The organism is Ureibacillus aquaedulcis (assembly GCF_030418165.1).
GTDB lineage: Bacteria > Bacillota > Bacilli > Bacillales_A > Planococcaceae > Ureibacillus > Ureibacillus aquaedulcis.
Genome location: NZ_JAUHTQ010000005.1, coordinates 210488 through 232439 on the forward strand (window position 1 = coordinate 210488; position 21952 = coordinate 232439).

Annotated in this window: 19 protein-coding genes, 1 riboswitch and 1 other annotated feature; of the genes, 7 read left to right on the plus strand and 12 right to left on the minus strand. The window is 38.2% G+C overall.

Features of this window, described 5'->3' with window-relative positions; genetic code table 11:
* Nucleotides 1-183 precede the first annotated feature (183 nt).
* Complete coding sequence (gene leuS / locus QYB95_RS09345; RefSeq protein ID WP_301138066.1) at nucleotides 184-2598, minus strand: leucine--tRNA ligase; 2415 nt, start codon at nucleotides 2596-2598, stop codon at nucleotides 184-186.
* Nucleotides 2599-2929: 331 nt separating this feature from the next.
* Nucleotides 2930-3144 (minus strand) — a binding site (T-box leader).
* An 87-nt stretch (nucleotides 3145-3231) separates the two neighbouring features.
* Nucleotides 3232-4422, minus strand: coding sequence for an MDR family MFS transporter (locus QYB95_RS09350; RefSeq protein WP_301138067.1), 1191 nt, complete (start codon nucleotides 4420-4422; stop codon nucleotides 3232-3234).
* Nucleotides 4423-4712: 290 nt separating this feature from the next.
* Here QYB95_RS09350 and mnmL point away from each other — a divergent pair, with 290 nt between their 5' ends.
* Nucleotides 4713-5675, plus strand: a complete 963-nt coding sequence (gene mnmL / locus QYB95_RS09355) for a tRNA modification radical SAM protein MnmL/YtqA (RefSeq protein WP_301138068.1) — start codon at nucleotides 4713-4715, stop codon at nucleotides 5673-5675.
* Between the two features lie 42 nt (nucleotides 5676-5717).
* The gene (gene mnmM / locus QYB95_RS09360) at nucleotides 5718-6290 is read left to right on the plus strand and encodes a tRNA 5-(aminomethyl)-2-thiouridylate-methyltransferase MnmM (RefSeq protein ID WP_301138069.1); all 573 of its coding nucleotides are present in this window, start codon (nucleotides 5718-5720) and stop codon (nucleotides 6288-6290) included.
* Between the two features lie 45 nt (nucleotides 6291-6335).
* Here mnmM and QYB95_RS09365 read toward each other — a convergent pair whose 3' ends face one another.
* Nucleotides 6336-7790 carry an alanine/glycine:cation symporter family protein gene (locus QYB95_RS09365; RefSeq protein WP_301138100.1) on the minus strand — a complete coding sequence of 485 codons (1455 nt, stop codon included), beginning with the start codon at nucleotides 7788-7790 and terminating at the stop codon, nucleotides 6336-6338.
* Nucleotides 7791-8012: 222 nt separating this feature from the next.
* On the minus strand, nucleotides 8013-8813 hold the full coding sequence (locus QYB95_RS09370) for an alpha/beta hydrolase (RefSeq protein WP_301138070.1): 801 nt from the start codon (nucleotides 8811-8813) through the stop codon (nucleotides 8013-8015).
* A 112-nt stretch (nucleotides 8814-8925) separates the two neighbouring features.
* Between QYB95_RS09370 and QYB95_RS09375 the strand changes: the two genes are divergently transcribed.
* On the plus strand, nucleotides 8926-9438 hold the full coding sequence (locus QYB95_RS09375) for a gamma carbonic anhydrase (RefSeq protein WP_301138071.1): 513 nt from the start codon (nucleotides 8926-8928) through the stop codon (nucleotides 9436-9438).
* 136 nt (nucleotides 9439-9574) lie between these two features.
* Nucleotides 9575-10126, plus strand: coding sequence for a hypothetical protein (locus QYB95_RS09380; protein ID WP_301138072.1), 552 nt, complete (start codon nucleotides 9575-9577; stop codon nucleotides 10124-10126).
* An 85-nt stretch (nucleotides 10127-10211) separates the two neighbouring features.
* Here the strand turns inward: QYB95_RS09380 and QYB95_RS09385 are convergent, their stop codons facing one another.
* Together QYB95_RS09385 and metK are read right to left on the minus strand one after the other, a co-directional pair.
* Nucleotides 10212-11312, minus strand: coding sequence for an acyltransferase (locus QYB95_RS09385; RefSeq protein WP_301138073.1), 1101 nt, complete (start codon nucleotides 11310-11312; stop codon nucleotides 10212-10214).
* Nucleotides 11313-11828: 516 nt separating this feature from the next.
* A complete protein-coding gene (metK, locus tag QYB95_RS09390) occupies nucleotides 11829-13025 on the minus strand; it encodes a methionine adenosyltransferase (protein ID WP_301138074.1) in 1197 nt (398 codons plus the stop codon).
* Nucleotides 13026-13467: 442 nt separating this feature from the next.
* A riboswitch (SAM riboswitch) is annotated at nucleotides 13468-13585 on the minus strand.
* A gap of 198 nt (nucleotides 13586-13783) precedes the next feature.
* Between metK and pckA the strand changes: the two genes are divergently transcribed.
* Entirely contained in the window at nucleotides 13784-15370 is a 1587-nt protein-coding gene (gene pckA, locus QYB95_RS09395; protein WP_301138075.1) for a phosphoenolpyruvate carboxykinase (ATP), read from the plus strand.
* 62 nt (nucleotides 15371-15432) lie between these two features.
* Here the strand turns inward: pckA and QYB95_RS09400 are convergent, their stop codons facing one another.
* The 4 genes from QYB95_RS09400 to QYB95_RS09415 all read right to left on the minus strand — a co-directional run bounded on the left by QYB95_RS09400 (nucleotide 15433) and on the right by QYB95_RS09415 (nucleotide 17628).
* Entirely contained in the window at nucleotides 15433-16212 is a 780-nt protein-coding gene (locus tag QYB95_RS09400; RefSeq protein ID WP_301138076.1) for an alpha/beta hydrolase family protein, read from the minus strand.
* Nucleotides 16196-16663, minus strand: a complete 468-nt coding sequence (locus QYB95_RS09405) for an NUDIX domain-containing protein (protein WP_301138077.1) — start codon at nucleotides 16661-16663, stop codon at nucleotides 16196-16198. Before QYB95_RS09405 ends, QYB95_RS09400 begins: the two co-directional genes overlap by 17 nt.
* Nucleotides 16664-16714: 51 nt before the next feature.
* The gene (locus QYB95_RS09410) at nucleotides 16715-17032 is read right to left on the minus strand and encodes a transposase (RefSeq protein WP_301138078.1); all 318 of its coding nucleotides are present in this window, start codon (nucleotides 17030-17032) and stop codon (nucleotides 16715-16717) included.
* 143 nt (nucleotides 17033-17175) lie between these two features.
* Nucleotides 17176-17628 carry a Dps family protein gene (locus tag QYB95_RS09415; RefSeq protein ID WP_301138079.1) on the minus strand — a complete coding sequence of 151 codons (453 nt, stop codon included), beginning with the start codon at nucleotides 17626-17628 and terminating at the stop codon, nucleotides 17176-17178.
* A 309-nt stretch (nucleotides 17629-17937) separates the two neighbouring features.
* Here QYB95_RS09415 and yidD point away from each other — a divergent pair, with 309 nt between their 5' ends.
* On the plus strand, nucleotides 17938-18171 hold the full coding sequence (yidD, locus tag QYB95_RS09420) for a membrane protein insertion efficiency factor YidD (RefSeq protein WP_301138080.1): 234 nt from the start codon (nucleotides 17938-17940) through the stop codon (nucleotides 18169-18171).
* 154 nt (nucleotides 18172-18325) lie between these two features.
* Nucleotides 18326-19342, plus strand: a complete 1017-nt coding sequence (locus QYB95_RS09425; RefSeq protein ID WP_301138081.1) for a metal ABC transporter solute-binding protein, Zn/Mn family — start codon at nucleotides 18326-18328, stop codon at nucleotides 19340-19342.
* Nucleotides 19343-19397: 55 nt separating this feature from the next.
* Here QYB95_RS09425 and QYB95_RS09430 read toward each other — a convergent pair whose 3' ends face one another.
* Nucleotides 19398-20834: an o-succinylbenzoate--CoA ligase gene (locus QYB95_RS09430; protein ID WP_301138082.1), complete on the minus strand. Its 1437-nt coding sequence runs from the start codon at nucleotides 20832-20834 to the stop codon at nucleotides 19398-19400.
* Between the two features lie 211 nt (nucleotides 20835-21045).
* Nucleotides 21046-21864: a 1,4-dihydroxy-2-naphthoyl-CoA synthase gene (menB, locus tag QYB95_RS09435; RefSeq protein WP_301138083.1), complete on the minus strand. Its 819-nt coding sequence runs from the start codon at nucleotides 21862-21864 to the stop codon at nucleotides 21046-21048.
* Nucleotides 21865-21952 lie beyond the last annotated feature (88 nt).

The window sequence follows — 21952 nt, forward strand, 5'->3', positions numbered from 1 at the left end:
GCGGGATTAAGAATTAAGCTATTTGACTGTATCAATGCAGCTAGCATCCTGGTTCAATGAGCTATTTTTAAAATCAACCTCTACGATATCTCTACACGCTATTTTTCAGGGTTTCCCTCCTATTATTCCCCATATAAAAAAACAGAATGCAATCAACGAGATGATCACATTCTGCTTTCAACATTATTTTACTACGATATTGACTAGTTTACCTGGTACAGCAATGACTTTGACAATTTGCTTGCCTTCCGTAAATTCCAGTACTTTTTCATCGGCTTTAGCAATTTCTTCAAGTTGTTCTCTTGTTACGTCTTTTGCCACTTTCACTTTCGCACGTAATTTACCGTTAACTTGAACCACTACTTCGACCTCATCATCCACAAGTTTTGACTCATCGAATGTTGGCCACTCTTCATAAGTCAACGTTCCTGTATGACCCAGGATTTCCCATAGTTCTTCAGCAACATGAGGTGCGATTGGTGCTAAAAGCTTAACAAAGCCTTCTGCAAACTCTGTTCGGAACGTTTCTGCTTTATAGCAATCGTTAATAAACACCATCATTTGGGAAATGGCTGTATTAAATCGAAGATTCTCGTAATCATCCGTTACTTTTTTCACTGTTTGGTGATACGATTTTTCAAGTGTTGTATCTGCGTTCGATTGTACTTTTTCAGATAGTGCACCCTCTTCAGTCGTATAAAGACGCCAAATACGATCCAAGAAACGACGTGCACCGTCTAGTCCGTTAGTAGACCATGCAACAGAAGCATCCAATGGTCCCATGAACATTTCATATAAACGAAGTGTATCTGCACCATGCGTACTTACGATATCATCAGGATTTACAACATTTCCTTTAGATTTAGACATTTTTTCATTACCCTCACCCAGAATCATTCCTTGGTTAAATAACTTTTGGAATGGTTCTTTAGTCGGCACTACACCTAAATCATACAGTACTTTATGCCAGAAGCGTGCGTATAGTAAGTGAAGTACGGCATGCTCTGCTCCACCAATATAAATATCAACCGGTAACCAACGTTTTAACAATTCTTCGTCGGCAATCGCTTCATTATTCTTCGGATCGATATATCGTAAGAAGTACCAGCTTGAACCTGCCCATTGCGGCATTGTGTTCGTTTCTCGGCGGCCTTTTTTGCCTGTTTCAGGGTCAACTACATTTACCCATTCATCTATATTGGCTAATGGTGATTCACCAGTACCAGAAGGACGAATATTTGAAGTCTTTGGTAATTCCAATGGCAACTCATCTACTGGAATCGTTGTCATTGTGCCATCTTCCCAATGAATTACAGGGATTGGTTCACCCCAATAACGTTGACGGGAGAATAGCCAGTCACGCAAACGATACGTAATTTTCTTTTCACCTACACCATTCGTTTCAAGCCATTGAATCACATTGGAAATCCCTTCGGCTTTATTTAAACCATTCAAGAAATCCGAGTTAATATGAGCACCGTCTCCCGTAAAGGCTTCATTTTCAATATCTCCACCTTCAAGTACCGGGATAATTTCCAAACCGAATTCTTTTGCGAACTCATAGTCGCGCTCATCATGTGCAGGAACCGCCATAATAGCACCCGTACCGTATGATGCCAATACATAGTCAGCAATCCAGATTGGAATTTCTTTTCCGTTAATTGGATTTACTGCAAATGCACCCGTAAATACACCCGTTTTTTCTTTTGCTAGATCTGTACGTTCAAGATCAGATTTCATTTTTACTTTTTCTAGATATGCTTCGACTGCTTCACGCTGTTCCGCCGTTGTGATTTCATCAACTAATTTATGCTCTGGTGCCAATACGCAATAAGTTGCACCGAATAAAGTATCTGGACGAGTTGTAAAGACTTCGAATTGTCCTTCAGAACCAGCAACAGTAAATTTCACTTGTGCCCCTTCAGAACGGCCAATCCAGTTGCGCTGCATATCTTTGATGGACTCTGGCCAATCTACTTCTTCTAAATCGTCCAGTAGACGGTCTGCATATTTTGTAATACGCAGTACCCACTGACGCATTGGTCTACGTTCTACTGGGTGCCCACCACGCTCTGATTTTCCGTCGATTACTTCTTCATTGGCAAGTACTGTACCTAATGCTTCACACCAGTTTACAGGGATTTCGTCCACATAAGCCAAGTCCATTTCGACAAGCTTTGTAAAAATCCATTGAGTCCACTTATAATAGCCAGGATCTGTTGTATTGATTTCACGATCCCAATCATAAGAGAACCCCAATTCTTGAATTTGGCGCTTGAATGTTGCGATGTTTTTCGCCGTAAACTCGGCAGGGTCATTTCCTGTATCTAATGCGTATTGCTCAGCCGGTAGACCAAATGCATCCCAACCAATCGGATGCAATACATCATACCCCTGCATGCGTTTGAAACGCGATAAAATATCCGTCGCTGTGTAACCTTCCGGGTGCCCAACGTGTAACCCTGCCCCTGACGGATACGGGAACATATCCAGTGCATAGAACTTCGGCTTTGATGTATCGTCCAATGTTTTAAACGATTTATTTTCAAGCCAGTATTGTTGCCATTTTTTTTCGATTTGTTGATGATTAAAACTCATATGCTATCTCCTCCTTAATATTGAATAGGCACGCTGTGTCGACACGAAGGAATGTATTTAAAATACGCCTTGGCGTATTTTTTGCCCAGATTATATCAAGCTAGCTTGATAATTACCTTTAAAAATCTGTGGCATCCGCCGGAAGCTTAAACTTCATTCAGTTCAGATGTGATCTCTACTAATGAAGTTAACAAAAGCTGTAACAAAAGTAGATTATCCTAATAATGGTAAAACTAATCATTGTTCAATTCACAATTGAATTAGACGTGCAGTTACTTAGGGGAAAGTTGACAAAATATTTAAAAAATAAAAAAACCCGTCCCTTTCCTTAGAAAGGGACGAGAGATATTTGCAACTCCCGCGGTACCACCCAAATTAGTGACACTTCACTCAGCTTTAACTCCATAACGTGGAAAAACGGTTTTAGTTACTTTCTTCACTAAAACAGACTCCAAGGCGAGTTCAATTTCTCCACTTGCTAGCTCACACCACCCGCTAACTCTCTTCGAAGCTTCAAAATTTACTATTCCTTCTCATTGTCATACTTTTCATATTTTATTTATTTTAATGTATATAGGCAAAATAAACAAGTCTTTCCTGGATTGACAGCCGCAAAATCCAGATTTACTTTGATTAACTCTGAATATGGTCAGTATATTTGCCATTTTCCTTTTTTAATGGGCGATCATAAAGGATACAAGGGATAATTGCGATAATAAATAATCCGCATAGCACAGCTATTAGTACATCCATATTATAAACGTCTACAATTATTCCACCGATAAATGGACCAATCATTCTTCCAATAGATCCGATGCTATTTACTACCCCTTGGTAAGTACCACCTTTTCCTTTGGGTGCCAACATATTGGCAATTGTCGGTACTGCGGGCCATACAAAGATTTCACCTAAAGTTAAAATCATCATTGCTACGGCGAACATTTTAAAGCTATCTGCATATAGAATAATCGTGAACGAAAACATCATGACCAGCATTCCGACTACTAATTGTCCCTTAATTTGTTTTTCGTACTTCTGGACAAGTGGACTAATCAGAGGCTGCAGCGTGATGATTAATAAGCCGTTTATGGTCCAAAGCAAGCTATATTCTTTTAAGCCGATTCCAAGTTGCTGAATATGTGTCGATAATGTTGAAGCCCATTGTGAGTAAGCGACCCATGCCAATAAGAAAGCACTGCAGAGAATAAGCAATGCATAAAAGTTAGCTTTTGATGAATTGGTTTCAATGACTTTCTCGCTCGTTTCTTTTTCGATTTTCGGTATCATGCCACGATAAGAAATAAGAGCGATTAGTAAAAAGACTATATATAAACCTAGATTTGAGATAAATAAATAATCAAAACTGATTTCGGCAATGGGACCTGCTATCGCTGGACCAACCGCAACACCAAGATTTTGCGCTAAATAGATTGCATTAAATCCTTTCCTGCCACCTTCAGGCCAAACAGAACCTACCAGGGCGAACATTGCCGGAATTACTATTCCGCTCCCAAACCCCATAACGACCAAAAAGTAAACATAATGCGGCCAACCATGCCAAATGGTAATTCCTATTAACGATAGTACCGTTATAAAAATTCCGAGCATGATGGACTTATACCCACCGAAACGATCAAACAAATATCCACCCACTAGATTACCCAGAACCGTGGCACCTGCATTCATCATTAAAACAAAGCCGGCAACCGATAAAGTTTGTCCTAGATGCTCATGCATATAAATTGTATTTAAAGGCCATATAAGAGAGCTTCCGGTAATGTTGATAAATGCACCGATTACGAGCAGCCATACATTTTTGGGCATTTCCCCATTCCTCCATTTAAAGTAGCAGAAACACCCTTTATCCAAAGATGATGTTCTTCTCTTGTTGATTTTATTTTGAACCAAAAGAATAGTAGTAGTCCTCTTTTTTCAAAAGTACTAGTAAAGAATTAAAAAATCAATAGGGAGCAAAATAGCCATAATATTACAAAATCTTAGTTAGTGAATAATAGAATTTTCTATATAAATCAAGAATTTAAGCCATGAGATTTTGTTCAAGTGCCATGAGTATTATTTCATGGTAGAATGATTTGTTAGAGGAGTGAAATATAATGGCAGAACAACAATTTCCGTTCCCGTCAGATGGGAAACGTTATTATACATGGAACCGCTATTTAAGAGATGAATTTGGCAAAAAGGTTTATAAAGTGGCCCTGGATGCCGGCTTTGATTGCCCAAATCGTGATGGTACGGTCGCTTTTGGTGGTTGTACTTTTTGTAGTGCTGCAGGTAGCGGCGACTTTGCCGGCGACCGGGTAGACCCAATCCCAGTGCAATTCGAAAAGATTAAAGAAAAAATGCAGCATAAATGGAAAGACGGTATGACAATGGCCTATTTCCAAGCATATACAAATACACACGCACCACTGCATGTGTTAAAAGAGAAATTTGAAGCAGCCCTTGCTTGCGAAGGAGTAATGGGGTTAAGTATTGCGACTCGTCCGGATTGCCTGCCGGATGATGTGGTGGAATATTTAGCGGAATTAAATCAAAGAACTTATTTATGGGTAGAGCTGGGTCTGCAAACTGTCCATGAAAAAACCGCGAATTTAATAAACCGCGCCCATGATTATGCAACATATGTAGAAGGTGTGGAAAAACTGCGCAAGCATAATATTCGTGTTTGTTCACATATCATCAACGGTTTGCCGTTGGAGGATTACGATATGATGATGGAGACTGCCCGGGAAGTGGCGAAGCTGGATGTTCAAGGGATTAAAATCCACCTTCTTCATTTATTAAAAGGAACACCACTAGTAAAGCAATACGAAAAAGGAATGTTGGAATTCCTTGAAAAAGACCAATATATTCAATTAGTAGCTGACCAATTGGAACTCATTCCTCCAGAAATGATTGTTCACCGTATTACTGGAGACGGTCCGATTGATTTAATGATTGGCCCTATGTGGAGTGTAAACAAATGGGAAGTACTGAATGGAATTGATGCGGAGCTCGAACGCCGAGGCAGTTGGCAAGGAAAATACTATGTACCTTCTGCAAACGAAACCGTGTAAATGAACAACTTATGCTCTATTTTCAAGAGGATGTGACGAATTATGAAGCTTCAAAGAGTTATACAATATGCGCAAACCCTCCTTACGCAATGTATTGAAAAAGGAGAAGTTGCAGTAGACGGTACTGCCGGAAATGGACATGACACTTTATTTCTCGCCCAACTTGTTGGAGACGCTGGACATGTTTATGCATTCGATGTGCAAAAACAAGCGATAGATGCTACCTCGGAGCGACTATTTGAACATGGTATGTCAAATGCCACTGTCCTTTTAGATGGACATGAAAATATTGCAAAGTATGTTCACCAGGAAGTTGCGGGTGCCATCTTCAATTTAGGTTATTTGCCAGGCGCCGACCATACAATCGTAACCAAAGGAAATACGACCATACTTGCCATTGAACAACTACTGCAGCTACTAAAAGTTGGCGGCATCATTGTTCTGGTCATCTATCATGGACATGATGGCGGCAAGGAGGAACGCGATGAAGTACTGCGTTTTGTAAGTTCCCTCCCACAAAAATACGTGCACGTATTGAGATACGAATTTATTAATCAGAAAAACGACCCACCCTTTATAGTAGCACTCGAAAAGGTAAAACAGTTTTCAAAATAAAAAGGCGTGAAGCTAAACGATTATTTCGTTGCTTCACGCTTTTTATTATTTTTTGTCTTTATTGTAATCTTCCCAGAATGTAGCGTTTTTGATACCTAGCTTAATAGGATCGAAAACTGGATCTTTTCCTTCTTTTTTCTGTTGCTCATAATCTTTCAACGCCAGTAGTGCCGGTTTCATCAAAATGAGAATGGCAATAACATTTATCCAAACCATCAAGCCCAGTCCCAAGTCACCAAACTTCCAGGCTAAATCGGAAGTTCGGATCGCACCATAAAAAGTAGAAATAATGATGACTATTTTCAAAATCCATGTAGCATTTCTTTCGGTTTTTCCTGAAACAAGGTACGCAACATTGGTTTCTGCAATATAGTAATATGCCATAATTGTCGTGAATGCAAAGAAGAATAAGGCAACAGCAACGAAAGCAGAACCAAAGTTATTAAAGGCTGGAAATGCTGCATTCACTGCTAATTGAGTAAATTCTGTATACGTTGCACCAGCTACATGCTCGGCTACCAATTCTCCATCAGCGCTGCCTACATTCACATTATAAGTGCCCATAAATAGAATCATCAATGCAGTCGCAGAACAAACTAATAATGTATCAATGTAAATCGATGCTGCCTGCACCAAACCTTGTTTAGCAGGATGGGATACTTCTGCAGCAGCTGCAGAGTGAGGTCCAGTTCCCTGTCCTGCTTCATTTGAATAAACAGCACGCTTTACTCCCCAAGCAATTGCTGCCCCAATCATACCACCAAATGTTGCATCTGCATTAAATGCACTTCTAATGATCAAAGCAAAAACTTCCGGAACCTGCCCAATATTCATTATGATTACGACTACAGCTAATAAAATATAAAGAACAGCCATAAACGGCACAATAATCTGTGCTGCATTTGCAATACGTTTAACTCCGCCCATTATGATAAATGCTAAAATGACAACAACTATAATTCCTGTAATCGTTGGGTTAATACCGAATGCATTATCAACAGCACTTGTAATAGCATTGGACTGTACTCCCGGCATTAATATGGCAACCGCCAATATTGCCGCCAAAGCAAAGACTACACCGAACCATCGTTGACCAGTACCTTTTTCTATATAGAATGCTGGTCCTCCACGGTAAACACCATTTTTCTTATCTTTATATATTTGTGCTAATGTAGACTCTATGTAAGCTGTAGAAGCACCAATGAAAGCTGTTACCCACATCCAGAATACTGCACCTGGTCCACCAAAAGCAATTGCAGTCGCTGTACCAACTATGTTACCTGTACCAACACGACCTGATAACGCCATCGTTAAAGCCTGGAACGATGTTACCCCTGCTTCCGACTTTTCCCCAGTAAACATAAGCGTGAACATATCCTTAATTTTTCTTACTTGCACGAACTTTGTTAGGATGGAAAACAATAGTCCCACGACCAAAATACCGTAAATCATTACTGGACCCCATAAAATATCGTTTAACCACGTGACAATTTGATCAATCATGAATACACCTCTCAAACTTTATTTGTAAGAATATTATTTATATTACATAAATTAAAAAATCTATTCAACATATTTTTAGAGAATGCTAGAAAAATGTTTCAAGATTTTGAATTTTGTAAATTATATAAATCCCATGTCCTAATTATTACAGCTTTTTTCCTATACAAAAAAATCTTAGGAGTTTGTTCTATTTACTCCTAAGACATCTACCGATATTTATTAAATTATATAGCCAAGCGATCTCATCACGTTATTCATGAAATCCCTGCAGTAAATAAATATTTCTTCTCTTTCATTATCGTGGAATACATTATGATAACTGTATGGCCACTCTTTAAATTGTATTTCTGTCGACTTTTGTTTGAAGAGCCACTTGCGTCCGGCGGAAGGATCCGTAATTTTATCTTGTTTGGCCGTTATTAATAATATGGGCAATGATAAATGACTTTCTTGTTCCGCCATTATATTTTTCAAGAGGTTTTGAACTTCCTTATACCATCCAACTGTTACATTGGTATGGTAAGGTGTATTATCCACTAACTCCTGATATCCTTCATTATTTCTTGTTAGCATCTTCTTATCAAGGTTTAACGAGACTTTTTTATTTGAAGCAAGTGAGCCTAAACTCGTCATTGCATTTGTCAATAGATTCGTTGTTTTCTTTAAAACCAGCCACGGTGATGTAAGGATTAATCCTGCACATTCCACATCATTTTTTTTCAAAAATCTAATCGCCAATGTTGCACCCAACCCATGCCCCATTATAAAAACGGGCAATTGATAAAGTAGCGCATTTTGCATTAATTTCTGAATAAACTCCGAATACTCGGTTAGGTCTTCGTCATGAACCTTGCCGTATTTTAAGTTCTTGCCGTGCCCCGGCAAATCACCCATTACAATTGTAAAGCCCTCTGTTCGAAGCTTTTCAATCAACCATGCATACCATTGATGATGCTCAAATGCACTGTGCAATAGAACGACAACTGCCTTCGTTTGTCCTTCTGCTTCCCATTTCCACATACTTGCCCCTCCTACCCATCAAAAAATGGGTACAACTACTACTATAATTTTCATTCACGTCCTAATCTGATACGCTATACTATATCATACTAAAGAATTGAGGAGATTTTCGATGATTTATCCTTTCAAAGACAAAAATCCTAAAATAGACCCATCTGTTTATATTGCAGATAATGCTGTAGTTACAGGAGATGTAACAATTGGTGAAGAATCTACTATTTGGTTCAACACGGTTATTCGTGGTGATGTAGCACCGACCATCATCGGGAAACGATGCAGTATTCAAGATTTAAGCTGTATTCACCAAAGCCCGGAAAACCCCGTGATTATTGAAGATGAAGTTACTGTCGGACACCAAGTGACTTTACATGGTTGTGTCATCCGAAAAAGAGCCTTAATCGGCATGGGTTCCATCATTCTGGATGGAGCAGAAATTGGAGAAGGGGCATTTATTGGCGCTGGTAGTTTAGTACCACCGGGTAAAAAAATCCCTCCGAACAGCTTGGCGATGGGAAGACCCGCAAAGGTTGTACGTGAAGTAACAGCAGTGGATCGCGAGGATATGGATCGTATAATTCGGGAATATGTAGAAAAAGGACAAATTTACAAATCTATTCAACCTTAAGTTCATAAAATAATAGAAACCTCTTTTTGGCAGCTTACATTACGGGTATATCGCTTCTCGATTATACCTGTTTTTTGTTTTCGGACCCTTCTTGGCTTTCCTGATTTACCTAACTACCTATATAAAGGAGAATGAAATGGACCCATTTGAAAAAAGAAGCATCTATTGGGTAATGGCAATTCTTGTACTTGTAATTGCACCGTTCATCGTTTTAATGACGCCAGCTGTACTATCTGTTGTCGTTTTTGAGGATCCCAATAAAATAGCCTTTATCTCATTTGGTAAAAATCTAATAATGTACCTTTTGGCTTTTTTCATCGCCTTTATCTCACTCTTAATCCTTTATTTCGTAAAAAAACTAATGACCAAACTCTTTGTATTGATATTATCCATTTTGGGATTTTTAATCATTTACATTACGGGATTAAATCATTATGTATATCTGGATGAAAACTATATTGAGTACAACCCTTTGTTTGGCAGTGAGGTAATCTATCAGTGGTCTGATTTATCAAGCGTAAGGCATATCCACCCTGATGGCGAAAAAGTAGAGTATGAATCCTATATTTTTACTTTCACTGATGGCTATTCTTTTAATTTTAAAGCCACCGGAGCAGTTGATTCTACTGTTAAAAGTAAAATTTATGAAAAGCTTCAATTATATAAAGTGCCATTTGAAATTTATTAGTTAAGATTCGTATAAACCAATAAAAAAACACCTTCGATTTTAGTTTACAGCAACTGCAGCTTCGTATCGAAGGTGTTTTTTATATCTATTTTTGCTTTCCTGGTTCCTTTCTTACCGTTCCAAATAGTATCCAAGAATATTTAAAGTAGCGGGTAATCAGTTCAACTGTTATGATCGAGAAAATTAACCCCGATAAGAATAAACCTAAATTGAATAAGTGATACCATGGACTCTGTGGATCAATCCCTATCATTCGGTAGTATAACAAGAAGAACGGGTGAATTAAATATACTCCAAAGGATATGTCACCAAGATATAGCAGTGCTTTCCTTAAGCCTACATTTAGTTTGTCATAAATCGTAAACGCAAAACCAAAGTAAAATACTGCAGCAAAATAAGTAAAGACATTCCAAAAGAATTCATATACCAACGAATCATATGTTGCCAAGCCTTTTCTTGTGAGATACATTACATATACATAAAGGATGCCTGATATTAGCCATAATGCGCTTATTAGATGTCTTTTATTAGATTTCAGGTATGTTCTGAACTGTTCAAAATGCACGCCCAGATATATTCCCAAAAAGTAATAGGCCATATAGGAAAGAGAAATACTTCCTTTGAATGTAATATGGAAGAAATAATGATTTAAAATGACAAACGTCCATTGAATCACAAGCCCAATTAAAATTGCATATTTTGAGACCCATTTGTACTTTTGTACCAAATAAAGAACCAGAGGGAATATTAGATATAATTGTATACTAATGAAGACAAAGTATAAATGTGTATAAGCTTTTCCTGTTAATACTTTTTGTGTGAAAATGGTCAATGCTTCCGTTAAAGTATAATCGTAATAGAGGTGTACCGTTAATGCAAAATAAAATACAGAAAAGATAAGATAAGGGACTACTATATATAGTAATCTTCTTCTATAAAAATTTAATAGCATCTTTTTAGTTATTTCACGATTTGCATAATTATAAAATAAAACAAAGCTGCTTAAAAATATGAAAGTAGGCGTCCCATATTTAAAAAAGGTATTTAAAAAGTTGTAAAATACATAACTTCTGCTTACTGTTGGCAATTCTACTGTTATAAAGGAAGTCGAGTGAACAAACAGTACACCCAAGATTGCTATTGCCCGTACTATCGATATTTCATTCAATTTTTCTTTTTTAATCATTTTTTAAACCTCTCAATACTAATTTACTACTCTTTCTCAGAACTCAGTAGAGAACTTGTGCGGAATCATTCCTAAAGGGCCGTTTGCTTACTATAAATCTATTATTCGTAAAGAACCTTAAACTAACCTTAAAATTCATACTTCCATTTTTAGGGATTCTACTAAGTTATCTTTTACTTCCCCCATAAAATAAATAAGAAACATTATTAGAGAAACACTTGTTTTTCTTCACATGTTCTAAAAAATGTTGTGGAATGCTATTATCTGGCGTTTATATACCTGCTTCTACACTTTTTAAAGATATTAAAAGCAAAAAGGCTACTACTCTACTACTATCTACTTTAACATTTTTCTGCATACCTTGGCTAACCAACATATTCAAATGAGTGTGATAAAACACTTATTTTGAGGAATTTCCCAAAAAAATATGTGTAGAAAAACTTTCGCTTTTCTACACATTTAATCTTTCATACGTATTAGACATCAAGTATGCACATTAATTTAGACAATCAAAGGTTAAAGTCCATCTTTTGCTCTTAATTGTTCAGCAATATCTGTATTTTCCCACGGAACGTCTAGATCAGTTCGGCCGAAATGTCCATAAGCAGCTGTTTGTTTATAGATTGGTCTACGTAGGTCAAGCATTTTAATAATGCCGGCAGGTCGTAAATCGAATAATTCACTTACCCACTCTACTAATTGCTCTTCTTTCACAACTCCTGTACCAAACGTATCAATGGAGATGGAAACAGGGCGTGCAACACCGATGGCATAAGCTAATTGTACTTCAGCACGTTCAGCTAGACCTGCAGCAACAATATTTTTTGCTACGTATCTTGCAGCATAAGCTGCCGAGCGGTCAACTTTTGTAGCATCCTTACCGGAGAATGCACCGCCGCCGTGACGGGCATAACCGCCGTAAGTATCAACAATAATTTTACGGCCGGTAAGTCCAGCATCACCTTTTGGACCACCGATAACAAAACGGCCAGTTGGGTTGATGAAATACTTTGTGTTCGCATCGATTAATTCTGCCGGTACCACAACATTAATCACTTTTTCTTTTATATCTTCATGTAATTGTTCTAATGCCACTTCTTCATCATGCTGTGTAGAAATAACAATTGTATCTACACGAACAGGCTGGTTTCTTTCGTCATACTCAATTGTTACTTGCGTTTTGCCATCTGGGCGCAAATAAGAAAGTTCATTTGATTTTCGCACTTCTGTTAAGCGTCGTGCCAAACGATGCGCAAGACTAATCGGCAGCGGCATAAGTTCAGGTGTCTCGTTGCACGCAAACCCAAACATTAATCCTTGGTCACCTGCTCCAATTGCTTCAATATCTGCGTCCGTCATTGAACCTTCACGGGCTTCCAGAGCTTGGTCCACCCCTTGTGCAATGTCTGGTGATTGTTCACCGATAGCAACTAAAACAGCCAAGTTTTCTGCATCGAATCCATATTTACCACGAGTGTAGCCAATCTCTGCTACTGTATCGCGAACAATTCCTTTGATATCTACGTATGTAGAAGTTGTTATTTCCCCTGCAACTAGTACCAGCCCAGTTGTCACAGTTGTTTCACAAGCTACACGTGCATTAGGATCTTCACGTAAAATCGCATCTAAAATCGCATCAGAAATTTGGTCACAAATTTTGTCCGGGTGCCCTTCTGTTACGCTTTCTGATGTAAACAGTCGACGGTTTGTCATTTTGTTTCCTCCTAGGTATATAGCGAGATATTTCTCGTTGTTGATACGGTACTCATTATCCATGTTAAACCCGCTCTAGTGAGTTCGGTATTTTTTAGCCGTTACCTTCATCTTGTCCATTCATTCCGATTTTCTAAAATATTGTTAGAAAAATTCGGTTAGTTGTTTTATTATTATGTATAAAACAATAATGAACAATTTCAGCATTACAGTTGCCACAGTAATTGATGTTAATTGCTTAAAATCTGAATACTGGGCATATTAAAACTACAATCTAATGTCTATACGGTCTCTTAACAAATACATGGATTTAGAAAGGCGCAGATAAAAATAGACAGAAATGCTATCCTTATCATTGTGTTCTAATTAGAAAAAAAAATTCCTTTTACTCTAGTTAACCACATGAGTAAAAGGAATAGTACTTTCATGACATTACCTTTCACTCTTATCGTTCAAGGGTATTCCCTTGCATCAGGTTGGCACCATCGCATTAAAATGAATAATAATGCAGGTTGCCGGGTTTCACAGGGCCTTGACCCTCCACCAACTCGGGATAAGAGTATCCGTTCAAGTTTTCATCTTACGTAATGTATAGTTACTTGTCAATTGTTTTTGAATAAATCTATTAAAGTTTAATAATTTAAAAATAATTTTTTCGATTAGTATAGATTAATTAATTCAATGTGTTATACTAATTTTAAAATTATTCAAACCTCCCACTATTTTGGGAATTCTATAAAAAGGATGGTATTTAATCGATGAATTCAGTAGAAATTGCAAATGAGCTGAAGGAATTATTAAACGGCGACAATATTAAAGTTCAATTATCCGTACCACAACTAGTGGAAAAAGCTACAGAACGTGGAGAAGCTACATTAACTGCTGAAGGTGCATTACGTGCTGAAACAGGCAAATATACTGGTCGTTCTCCTAAAGATAAATATATCGTAGAAGAAGAAAGCACAAAAGACAAAATCGACTGGGGTAATGTTAACCGCCCGATTTCTGCTGAAGTGTTTGATAATCTATATGTAAAAGTTGTCAACTATTTAAAAGAAAAAGATGAGCTATTTGTATTCAAAGGATATGCTGGTGCAGACAAAGAATCCCAGCTGCAAATTCAAGTTATTAATGAATACGCTTGGCACAACCTATTCTGTCATCAATTATTCATCCGTCCAACTAAAGAAGAATTAGCTACTCATCTAGCTGAATTTACAATTGTGTCGGCTCCAAATTTTAAAGCAGACCCTGCAGTCGATGGCACAGCTTCCGAAACATTCATTATCGTTTCATTAGAAAAGAAAATCATTCTGATCGGCGGTACTGAGTATGCCGGCGAAATGAAAAAATCCATTTTTGGTATTATGAATTACTTATTGCCTGAGAACGATATTTTCTCTATGCATTGTTCGGCAAACGTAGGAGAAGCTGGAGATGTTGCACTATTCTTCGGTCTATCAGGTACAGGTAAGACAACTTTATCTGCAGATGCGAATCGCAAATTAATCGGTGATGACGAGCATGGTTGGTCAAACAACGGTGTATTCAACATCGAGGGTGGATGCTACGCTAAAACAATCAACCTGTCTGCCGAAAAAGAACCAGAAATTTATAATGCAATTCGTTTCGGTACGGTGTTGGAAAATGTGGTAGTAGATCCTGATTCACGCATTCCTGACTATGATGATAGTTCTCTTACTGAAAATACACGGGCTGCATATCCTATTCACTTTATCGATAATATCGTAATGCCTTCTGTTGCAGGTCATCCAAGAACAATTGTATTTTTAACAGCTGATGCTTTTGGTGTGCTGCCTCCAATCAGTAAATTAACAAAAGAGCAGGCAATGTACCACTTCTTAAGTGGCTTCACTTCTAAATTAGCAGGTACGGAACGCGGTGTTACATCGCCGGAGCCAGTTTTCTCTACATGCTTCGGTTCACCATTCCTGCCTCTTCCAGCTACACGTTACGCTGAAATGCTTGGTGAAAAAATTGACGAACACGGCTCACAAGTATTCTTGGTAAACACTGGCTGGACTGGTGGAGAGTACGGTGTCGGCTCTCGTATGAAGCTTTCTTATACGCGTACAATGGTTCGTGCTGCGATTGATGGTAACCTAAATGATGTTGAAACGAAACAAGATGCAATCTTTGGCTTACACATTCCAACAGCCGTTGAAGGAGTGCCAAGTGAAGTACTAGATCCTCGTGCTGCTTGGACTGACAAAGAAGCTTATGATCAAAAGGCTAATTTCCTGGCTAACCTATTTAAGGAAAACTTCACTAAGTTCTCTGACGTTTCTGAAGAGATTCTTAAAAAAGGTGGACCATTAGCTTAAATCCTGGTTTAAAATCAAAATAAAAAGCGGACTGTCTCTTATTTAAGGGACGTCCGCTTTTATTATTTCATCTTCATCCACTCACATAATGCTCTCACCGTTTGTCGGTTAATATGTGGAGGATAATAATGCGTCAAGCCTGAAGAAAACCATGTTTCTACCTGCTTCTTTTCCTTAATTAAGGCCTGCTCCAAATCATAGCTTTGTTCAATACTAACATTCTCGTCTTCAGTTCCATGAATAATCAATACAGGGGCATTTATCATCTGCGCTTTTAGAATAGGGTTGCGTTCATCATACTTTTCCTGCTCTTTATTTGGGGAACCCCCAATAATGCGTTTAAGCGTTCTGCGCATGTCCACTCTCTCCATATACATGGAGGTAACGTCTGAAACACCTGCCCATGTGACAACAGATTTAATGTCATCCCTTAAGATAGCGGTCCATAAAGCCATTAATCCCCCACGGGAAAAACCGAATAAATGCACTTTTTCAACATCAGCAAATTTTTTTAGCATGTCTATACTATTTACAGCGTCAAATCGGTCTTCCCCAGCCATTTCGTCTCGCCCTTCGCCACCTCGATTACCTCGATAATACGGAGCAAAAACCACCAGGCCATGACTTGCAAACTGAGCAATCCTTGATGGGCGTACCATACCGACTGACTGCAGACCACCGCGCAAGTAAAGCAGTGCTTCATACTGGCCCTCTTTTTTGGGCTTGGCCAATAACCCTTTCACTCGAAGTCCCTCCGACCAATAGATAACCTCATGCAGAGTGACATTGGGGTTTGGTGAAGGATATCCTCTGATCAACTCAATACTACCATTGTCTTTCATGATACTTCACCTCCTGCAACATCTTCTTCATTCCTTCATCCTTCATGTAGAAACTTAAAGAAGGATGATTTTGCAACTCTTCCATAGTCAGCCAAGTCATTCCCGATGTCTCATGTTCTTCTGAGAACTCATCAATTCTTTCGACTCTCCCTGTAAAAACAGCCTTACAAAAAGGAGGTGCATCATGTACAACGTACTGGGCAAACCATTTCAAATCTGAAATTTCAACAGCTGTTTCTTCATAAACTTCACGAATAGCAGCTTCTTCTACTGTTTCTCCTGGCTCTACTTTTCCTCCAGGAAATTCAATGCCTCGCTTTTTATTGATTGTACATAGCCATTTTCCTTTATACAAAACCAGGACTAATACATGTCTGGGTTCGATTTCAAAAGATTGGCGATTAAAGCTCAACTCACACTTATAACCATTTTCATCTGTAAAAGTAAACATCCCTAAGCCACTTCCTTCTTACTCACAGTTTAGCTAAGGGATGTTTTGGAATCAATGGAAATAAGGTAATTGTTCAACAAATTCCTTTGTTTGATCATCACCAAATTCGTGAATAAGAGCATAGATTTTCTTCATGCGATTATCAATTTCATCATTTGATTCATCTAAGTGATATGGAATGTAGGGTAAATGAGCTCGAACTATATTATCAAATTCCAAGGAATTTAACTGTAGAAACAATTTCTCAAATAAAAGGGCTTTTTGCTCCTCCAATTGCAGCTTAAATTCACAAGGCAAGCCTAATGGCAAATAACTGTATGATTGATTAGCTACAGAAACATATATTGTTGTTGTGTCGATAATGATCAACTCCTTTTCATACAGTATGCAGCGAAAAATTTGAACTATGCATTGTTGAAAAGGATGATGTTCTTTATTTAGACCGAATTAAATTGTACTTAAAAAGACCCAAAATGTATTCGCATGGAAGTTTTGGGTCAAAGTATAATGTCTTATCGTTCGATATTACCTAAAAACGCAGATAGCATCCAAACATGCTTTTCAAAGCTTTGTGTCATTGCATTAAGCATGTCCTCAGTACGGTCATCGCCCTCTTCAGCCGCCTGCTGCATTGCTTCTTTCAGGAAGCCCATAATGGTTTTAAAATCACTAATTGTCGTTTCAACCATCTCTTCTGTTGTCTCAGTACCCGTTGCTTCTTTTATAAGGGACATCTCTAAATGCTCTGCTAAAGTCGCAACCGGTTTACTGCCTTTTGTTAGAATACGCTCTGCTATTTCATCTAGGTTCAATGTCACTTCATTATAAAACTCCTCAAATTTTGCATGGAGTGTAAAGAAGGACGGTCCATTTACATACCAGTGATAATTATGAAGTTTTGTGTAAAGTACGGATGATGTTGCTACTAGATCATTTAATTGATCGACCAATGGTTTGTTTGCCATATTATCCACCTCGTTTTAATATTGGACAATAATAAATCCTTATTGCCTTTATTTATATGACATAATTACTATAACCTTTCTAGGTTGGTTTAAAACATTTCCTAATATAAACTGACTCATAATTGTACGAAAAAATTAACCCCGTTTTCCTTTCTTGCTTTATAATCAAATAGTAGTTTGTTAGAACTTTTGCTAACACACAACCTAAGTTGTCTTATGTATACCGTTAAATAAAAGAAGTTATTTAAACAAAGGATTGAATCCAATCTGCAAGCAAATCTTTCTAGCGAGTCAGGAGAATACAGTATAATGAAATATCCCTTTATTTGGCTAATTAAATTCTATCGCAGAGTAATTTCCCCTGTTTCACCTCCTTCATGCCGGTTTTATCCTACATGTTCTCAATATGGTTTAGAAGCATTCCAGAAGCACGGAGCAATTAAGGGCTTTTTCTTGACTGCAAAAAGAATATTAAAATGCCAACCATTTCACCCAGGTGGATTTGACCCGGTTCCAGAAGAATGGCCTTCGAAGAAAAAATAATTCGAGGGTCTTTTATTTTTGAATAAATACACGTATGGAGATTTTTTTAAGGAATATTGAATTTCTAATTGTATTTTTTCACTACTTCATGTATTATTGAGAATGTTGAAAATGCAAATAGTAATTATTACTATTTAGAAAGGTTTGATATGATTTGAAAAAATTATCTTTTTTACTATTGATTGCTGCTCTTTTCCTTGGCTTAACAGCATGTAATAGCACAACAACTACTAATAACGAGGTAGCGACTACCGACAACAAAGAAACGACTACTGAAGAAAATGCAAATAAAATCGACATTTATACAACAGTTTACCCATTAAGCTACTTTGCAGAGCGTATTGGTGGAGACTATGTCAATGTTTCTTCTATTTACCCGCCCGGAACAAATGAACATACATTTGAACCGACTCAAGCTGATATGATGTCACTAGCCGATGCAGACCTGTTCTTTTATATCGGATTGGGCCTGGAGGGATTTGTAGAAAATGCCAAAAACACTTTGAAAAATGAAAATGTTAAACTGGTTGCAACTTCTGATGCTATTTCTGATGAAATGCTAAATGCATCCGCAGAAGAAGAACACAGTGATGAGGGGCATGACCATGATCATGAGGAAGAAGGACATGAGGGCCATAATCACGGCGATACAGATCCACATATTTGGTTGTCACCAGTTCTTGCCCAAGATTTAGCAGGTACTATTAAAGATGAACTTGTAGCTGCCCTTCCAGAACAAGAACAATTACTAAATGAAAACTATGACCAGTTAATGACTGAATTAGAATCCTTGGACCAACAGTTTGAACAGATGGCTTCAGAAGCAGAAACTAAAACATTCTTTGTTTCTCACGCATCTTTCGGTTATATCGCTGATCGTTATGGACTGGATCAAATCGCAATTGCAGGGATTAATTCACAAAGTGAGCCATCCCAAAAGGAATTAACAAAGATTGTCGATCAAGCTGAAATGTTACAGGTTTCATATATTTTATTTGAACAAAATGTATCTTCTAAACTTTCTTCAGTTATTCAGAATGAAGTTGGCGCGGACTCGCTTGAATTACATAATTTAAGCGTATTAACAGAAGAGGATATCGAGAATGGTGAAACCTACTTCACACTTATGGAAAAGAATATCGAGACATTAAAACAAGCTTTAAATCCTTAAACCGAAAAATCGAAAAAGGTTCACCTCAATATTTTTGGAGGCGAACCTTTTTCATTTACTGCAATAATTCTTTTAGCTTTCTTCTCATTAATTTATCCGAACCATTCCGGGGGAGATTTGGTACAAAATAAAAATACCGAGGTACTTTGTATTTTGCCAGCCTTTCTGAACAAAACTGGATCAGCTCAGCCTCTGTCGCATCCGATTTTAGTACAATGAATGCTGCCGGAACCTGTCCCCATGTTTCATCTTCTATGGCGCAGACACCTGCTTCTTGAACTGCTTCATGACTTAGCAGCACATTCTCCAACTCGGCTGGGTAAATATTCTCCCCACCGGAGATGATCAAATCGGAACGGCGATCAACAACAAACAAGTAGCCATCCTCATCTAAGTAACCAATATCGCCAGTATGTAACCAACCATCAATAGTGGAGCTTTTCTCTGAGAATCGCCCTATATATCCCGGCGTAACATGTGGACCGCGGATTAAAATTTCTCCCATTTCTCTTGGGGACAAAGCGTCAGAAATTTGAATTTGATTAAAGAATAGCGGCTTTCCGGCAGAGCCTAATTTCCTCAATGCATCTTCATTTGATAATGTTGCGGTTTGAGAAGAGGTCTCTGTCATTCCATAAGTTTGAGAAACCATTAATTTTAAGCGATGAGCCCGTTCGATATATTTTTCCGGAACAGGTCCTCCACCAGCCAAGATTAATTTAAATCTCGGAGAAGCCTTCAACCCTTTCTCTTCCAGTCCTTGTAGAATTCGCTGCAACATCACCGCTACCGCAGACATATGTGTGACATGCCCATCTGCTATATCCATTATAGTTCCTTCTATGTCAAACCTTTTATAAAGCTTAACAGCATTCCCATATAATAAAGAGCGAACCAGTATTGAAAAACCGCTTATATGGAATAATGGAACCGCACAAAGCCAAACATCCTCTTCTGTTAAACCAATATTCAAAACAGAAGCCAAAGCACTGGCTTGATGGTTTCCTACTGTTTGACGTACGCCTTTAGGATATCCTGTTGTTCCCGATGTGTACATAATTGAAATCGTTTGCTCCATGTCCCATTCTTTACTGATTTCACATGGTTGTCCCATTATACTTTCGACGACAGAAAACAATATAGGTTTTTGATGATCGGGTAGAAGCGATAGATCTTCATCATCAACAAGCACTTTTTCTACTTGTGCATCCTCTATTTGATACTCTAGTTCATGCTTCGATAACTTGCGGTTTAACATGACCATTTCACATTGAAGATGCATACATGCAAACATCATAAAAATAAGTCTTGGTTGGCTTGGACCAAGAATAGCCACACGCTCTTTGGGTTTAACGCCCAATGCTGTTAGTTGTCCGGCTCTCTCAACTGATATTTTTTTTAGTTCTTCGAAAGTCCAATTCCGGCCTTCATAATTTAATGCCGTACGAGTAGGGGTTAAGTGTGCACGCTGTAAAATCCAGTTTGGATACATTATCATTCCTCCAATTCTTGCATACTAATTTTAACGCTAATAGCGAAAAGGTCAAACTAAAAGGTGGGAAGAAACTACCTAAAGCATGGACACGTTTTATAGGGTTCAAGAACATATACCCTAAGTATTCAGCTTGTTTTGGAGATAATATAAACACACGAAAAAAAGCAAGAGAAGAAGTACCTTCTCTTGCTTTACTGTAAAAACTATATCAAGGGAATCTTGGGAATTGACCGAAGTCTGGTTTGCGTTTTTCCTTGAATGCATCACGACCTTCTTTTGCTTCGTCCGATGTATAGTAAAGAAGTGTTGCATCTCCTGCAAGCTGTTGGATTCCTGCAAGGCCATCAGAATCCGCATTGAATGCTGCTTTTAAGAAGCGTAGGGCCATTGGTGATAATTCAAGGATTTCCTCACACCACTTAACCGTTTCGTCCTCTAATTGCTCCAAAGGCACAACCGTATTTACTAGCCCCATATCAAGTGCTTCTTGTGCATTGTATTGACGGCATAGGAACCAAATTTCACGTGCTTTTTTATGACCAACGATGCGAGCTAAATAACCTGCACCATAACCACCGTCAAATGAACCAACACGTGGGCCTGTTTGGCCAAAGCGAGCGTTTTCAGCTGCAATTGTTAAGTCACATACGATATGTAGAACGTGACCGCCGCCAATAGCATAGCCGGCTACCATTGCAACAACAGGTTTTGGAATTTTACGAATCAATGTTTGAAGATCCAATACATTTAGACGCGGGATATTATCTTCACCAACATATCCACCATGTCCACGTACTTTTTGATCTCCACCTGAGCAGAATGCAAGCTCTCCTTCACCAGTTAAGATGATTACGCCTACTCGCTCATCGTCGCGTGCACGAGAAAATGCATCGATTAATTCTGCAGTTGTTTTCGGACGGAATGCATTACGAACTTCCGGACGGTTAATCGTAATTTTGGCAATACCGTTATACAATTCATACTTAATATCTTCATAAGTATGTAAACTTGTCCATTCACGAGCCATTTTTATACCCCCTATATTTGTATCTAATGCTTCCAAGATAAGCTTTTGCTAATTCTCTTACTTCAAGGAATGTACCATATCGTACGAA